3 protein-coding genes are annotated in these 5143 nt (G+C 41.6%); all 3 read left to right on the forward strand.

Annotation, left to right across the window (positions count from 1 at the left end; all coding sequences use genetic code 11):
• Positions 1-903: CHAT domain-containing protein (locus EWV60_RS14890; RefSeq protein WP_287233078.1), on the forward strand; the 903-nt coding region annotated here is incomplete at its 5' end.
• A 146-nt stretch (positions 904-1049) separates the two neighbouring features.
• Complete coding sequence (locus tag EWV60_RS14895) at positions 1050-2138, forward strand: tetratricopeptide repeat protein (protein WP_287233080.1); 1089 nt, start codon at positions 1050-1052, stop codon at positions 2136-2138.
• 2 nt (positions 2139-2140) lie between these two features.
• A partial coding sequence (locus EWV60_RS14900) for a tetratricopeptide repeat protein (RefSeq protein WP_287233082.1) occupies positions 2141-5143 on the forward strand: 3003 nt, incomplete at its 3' end.

The raw sequence follows: 5143 nt of genomic DNA on the forward strand, positions 1-5143 counted from the left end.
TTATTAGGCAATACTAAAACAATTCTGCTTTCTCCTGATGCTGCACTTAATTTAATTCCCTTTGAAGCTTTAGTAGATGAAAATAATCAATACTTAGTGGAAAATTATCATATTACTTACCTCACTTCTGGACGGGATTTACTGCGCCTTAAAGATAAATTTGCCAGTCAACAATCTCCGCTTATTGTAGCTGATCCTTTCTACGGTAAAGCAGGGAAAAAAGTCGCTCTCATTCTGTCTGAGTTTACTTTTCCCGGTCTTCCGGGTACAGAGGAAGAAGCTAAAGCGATTAAAAATATCTTACCTCAAGCCACTGTTTTAACTGGTTCTCAAGCCACAGAAAACGCCGTCAAACAAGCGAAAAAACCGCATATTCTCCACATCGCTACTCATAGTTTTTTTATTAAACCAGAACGTAATCCGGGCGAACGCAATTCGCCCCTACAGGGTGAACGCAATGTTATTGAGAATCCTTTATTGCGTTCTGGGTTAATTTTAGCAGGAGTTACAATCGGTCAAAGTGCAGGAGATGATGGGGTTTTAACTGCTTTGGAGATTACTGGACTCAATCTAGTGGGAACAAAATTAGTAGTTTTATCTGGTTCTAAGACAGGTTTAGGGGATATTAGCGTAGGTGAAGGGATTTATGGTCTGCGTCGAGCCTTTGTCATTGCTGGGGCAGAAAGCCAATTAATTAGCCTTTGGAACGTTTCTGATCAAGCAACTAAAGATTTAATGGTAGCTTATTATGGACGATTGATAAAAGGAGAAGGACGCAGTGAAGCCTTACGGCAAATTCAACTAGAAATGCTCAAGAGTGAAAACTATCAACATCCCTTCTACTGGGCAAGTTTTATTATTTCTGGTGATTGGACTCCGATGGAATTTAGTTCATCCCCATAATAAATCAACATAAAATAGAAAAAATAAGTTAGTATCAATAAAATTAACAGTCAAGAAATAGTTCATAGTTGCGCTTCAGCGCACCGTATTATGACTAAAGTTCAACAACGAACCTAATTAAAGCCAAACCTCAATTGATTCTAGTCATGAATAAATTTCTCAAACTCTTTACCCCCATTTCCCTGATATTAATTACAGTAGGATTTCCGTCGGCGACTTTTAGCAACACTGTTGGAGTTAACACAATTTTTCAGGTAAAAGGGAAAGTTACCGTTAAAAAACCACAATGGAAAAAACCCCTTCCTGCTTCTGTCGGACTTACCCTCAGTTTTGATGATAAGTTAGAAGTGGCAGCTAACGCTTCCGTTAAGGTTTATTGTAGTAATCTCAAGCAGTGGACGGTTAAAACAGGAAAGTATATTGTTTCTAGTGGCTGTCCTCGGGGAAATCCTGTGATTTCACTTCCCAATATTAATAATACAACCCTCCGTCCAACAGGAAATAAAGAGAAAGTTTTAGCAAAATTACCTTACCTAATTACTCCCCGTGAAACGAATATTATTACCAATCGTCCTCGACTGCGGTGGAATGCTGTTCCGGGTGCAACTAATTATACTATCAAAATAGATGGGGTTAATTGGGAAACGCAGACAAATAAAACTGAAATAGTCTATCCCGGTGAACCTCCTCTGGAAGCAGGAAAGCGATATCGAGTAACCATAGAAGCTGATAATGGTGCGTCTTCTAGACGTGATGATGAAAACGTCGGGTTTACAGTATTAGATGAACAGACGAAGAAAACGGTTTTAGATGCTGTTAAAGCTGTTCAACAGCAGCAATTATCCCCGGAGGAAGCAGGGTTAGTTTTAGCGCATCTTTATCGAGGTTATGGGTTGTATGGGGATGCGGTTGAGGTATTAGAAGGATTGGTGAAGCAAAATAGTCAGGTTGCTACCGTTTATCAACTGTTAGGGGATACTTACCTTAAGATGGGTTTACCTCAGTTGGCAAAAAAACCTTATGAAAAAGCGTTAAAACTGGCAACAAATACGCAGAATTTGTCAGTGCAAGCGGAGATACAAGCGGGTTTAGGAATAGCTTATCGTCTCTTGGGGAGTAAGGATGAGGCGATACAGTGGTTAACCAAGGCGAAGGGGACTTATAATCAGTTAGGAGATACTTCGCAGGTTCAGGAATTGGCTAAAACAATTAATGACATTTTAAGGAGGGAGTAAGGATGAAAGTTAAATTATTGATGATGGCGGCTGCGGTTGCGGGAGTGATGGGATTATCGGGAATCATCTTAACCCCAACGGTGGGACAAAGAACTTTAGCACAGCAATCAGAGTCTAGTGTAGCTAATAGTTCCTCAATTGAAGGAAAGTTAGATAGCAATAGCCAAACCATGGAAGATGAGAGTTATTTCAATGTCCATACTTTTCAAGGAAAAGCAGGAGAACCGTTAATTATTGATTTGACTAGCAAGGATTTTGATGCTTATCTCATTTTGGTTGACCCCAATAATAACAAGATTGCCGAGAATAATGATGGAGGAGATGAGAATAATGCCAGAATTGTCTTGACTCTACCTGTAACGGGAACTTACACCCTTATTGTCAATTCAGCTAAAGCAAAAGAATCCGGTAGTTACGTCTTGAGTTGGCGGGAAGCAACAGAAAATGATATTACTTTAGCCGAAGCAAAACGCTTAAATCAGCAAGCTGCTGATTTACATCAGCAAGGGAAATATAATGAGGCGATACCGTTAGCAGAACAAGTTTTAGCTATTGTCAAAAAGGTACTAGGAGAAAATCATTCTTGGACTGCTACCAGTCTCAACAACTTGGCAGGACTTTACCAGTCTCAAGGAAGATACAGCGAAGCCGAACCCCTCTACAAACAAGCTTTAGCTATCAGCAAACAACGATTAGGAGACAACCATCCCGATACCGCCTCCAGTCTCAACAATTTGGCAGGACTTTACGAGTCTCAAGGAAGATACAGCGAAGCCGAACCTCTCTACAAACAGGCTTTAGCTATCATAAAACAACAATTAGGAGACAACCATCCCGATACCGCCTCCAGTCTCAACAATTTGGCAGGACTTTACCAGTCTCAAGGAAGATACAGCGAAGCCGAACCCCTCTACAAACAGGCTTTAGCTATCATAAAACAACAATTAGGAGACAACCATCCTCTAACCGCTACCAGTCTCAACAATTTGGCAGGACTTTACGAGTCTCAAGGAAGATACAGCGAAGCCGAACCCCTCTACAAACAGGCTTTAGCTATCATAAAACAACAATTAGGAGACAACCATCCCCTAACCGCCGCCAGTCTCAACAATTTGGCTGTGCTTTACTATTCTCAAGGGAGATACGCCGAAGCCGAACCCCTCTACACACAAGCTTTAGCCATCAGACAACAACAATTAGGGGAAAATCATCCCGACACTGCTTCCAGTCTCAACAATTTGGCAGAACTTTACGAGTCTCAAGGAAGATACAGCGAAGCCGAACCCCTCTACACACAAGCTTTAGCCATCAGACAACAACAATTAGGAGCTAACCATATTTCTACTGCTAACAGTCTCAACAATTTGGCAAATCTTTACCATCGTCAAGGGAGATACGCCGAAGCCGAACCCCTCTTAAAAGAATCTGTAGCTATCAAGAAAAAAAAATTAGGAGAAAATCATCCCTCTACTGCTAACAATCTCAACAATTTGGCAGAACTTTACAAGTCTCAAGGAAGGTACAGCGAAGCCGAACCCCTCTACAAACAAGCTTTAGCTATCAGAAAACAACAATTAGGGGATGACCATCTTGATACTGCTTTGAGTCTCAACAGTTTGGCAGAATTTTACCGAAATCAAGGAAGGTACAGCGAAGCCGAACCCCTCTTCAAACAAGCCTTGGCTATTAGAAGAGAACAATTACGGGAAAATCATCCCTTGACTGCACTAAGTCTGAACAATTTGGCAGAATTTTACCGAAATCAAGGAAGGTACAGCGAAGCTGAACCCCTCTTCAAAGAAGCCTTAGCTATCCATAAACAACAATTAGGAGACAACCATCCCGATACTGCCACCAGTCTCAACAATTTGGCATTACTTTACGAGTCTCAAGGAAGATACAGCGAAGCCGAACCCCTCGTAATACAAGCTTTAGCTATCATAAAACAACAATTAGGGGAAAATCATCCCAATACCGCCACCAGTCTCAACAATTTGGCATTACTTTACGAGTCTCAAGGAAGATACAGCGAAGCCGAACCCCTCTACCAACAAGCCTTAACTATCAGGAAACAACAATTAGGAGACAACCATCCCTCTACCGCCGCCAGTCTCAACAATTTGGCAGGACTTTACTATTCCCAAGGAAGATACAGCGAAGCTGAACCCCTCTTCAAAGAAGCCTTAGCTATCCATAAACAACAATTAGGAGACAACCATCCCAATACCGCCACCAGTCTCAACAATTTGGCAAATCTTTACCATCGTCAAGGGAGATACGCCGAAGCCGAACCCCTCTACAAACAAGCTTTAGCTATCATAAGAAAACAATTGGGAGACAACCATTCTCATACTGCAGAAAGTCTCAACAATTTGGCAGAACTTTACAGAGTTCAAGGAAGATACAGCGAAGCCGAACCCCTCTTAAAACAGGCTTTAGCTATCTTCAAACAACAATTAGGAGACAACCATCCCGATACCGCCACCGGTCTCAACAATTTGGCAGAACTTTACAGGGTTCAAGGAAGATACAGCGAAGCCGAACCTCTCTACAAACAGGCTTTAGCTATCAGGAAACAACAATTAGGAGACAACCATCCCGATACCGCACAAAGTCTCGGAAATTTGGCAGGACTTTACCATCGTCAAGGAAGATACAGCGAAGCCGAACCCCTCTACAAACAAGCTTTAGCTATCAGCAAACAACAATTAGGAGACAACCATCCCGATACCGCCACCGGTTTCAACCATTTGGCATTACTTTACCAGTCTCAAGGAAGATACAGCGAAGCCGAACTCCTCTACAAACAGGCTTTAGCTATCTTCAAACAACAATTAGGAGACAACCATCCCGATACTGCTACCAATCTCAACAATTTGGCTGTATTTTACCAGTCTCAAGATGATATTCCTCAAGCCATTAATTATCTCAGCCAAGGACTTGCAGTACAAGAATACAACCTCTCAGAAAATCTAAAAATGGGGGATGACAAGCAAAAACAAGAT

The sequence above is a fragment of the Microcystis sp. Msp_OC_L_20101000_S702 genome (assembly GCF_007095705.1).
Taxonomy (GTDB): domain Bacteria; phylum Cyanobacteriota; class Cyanobacteriia; order Cyanobacteriales; family Microcystaceae; genus Microcystis; species Microcystis ichthyoblabe_A.

Excerpts from the sequence above, each read along its gene's own strand:
- EWV60_RS14895 (WP_287233080.1), top strand. The coding sequence starts at position 1,050 with ATGAATAAATTTCTCAAACTCTTTACCCCCATTTCCCTGATATTAATT.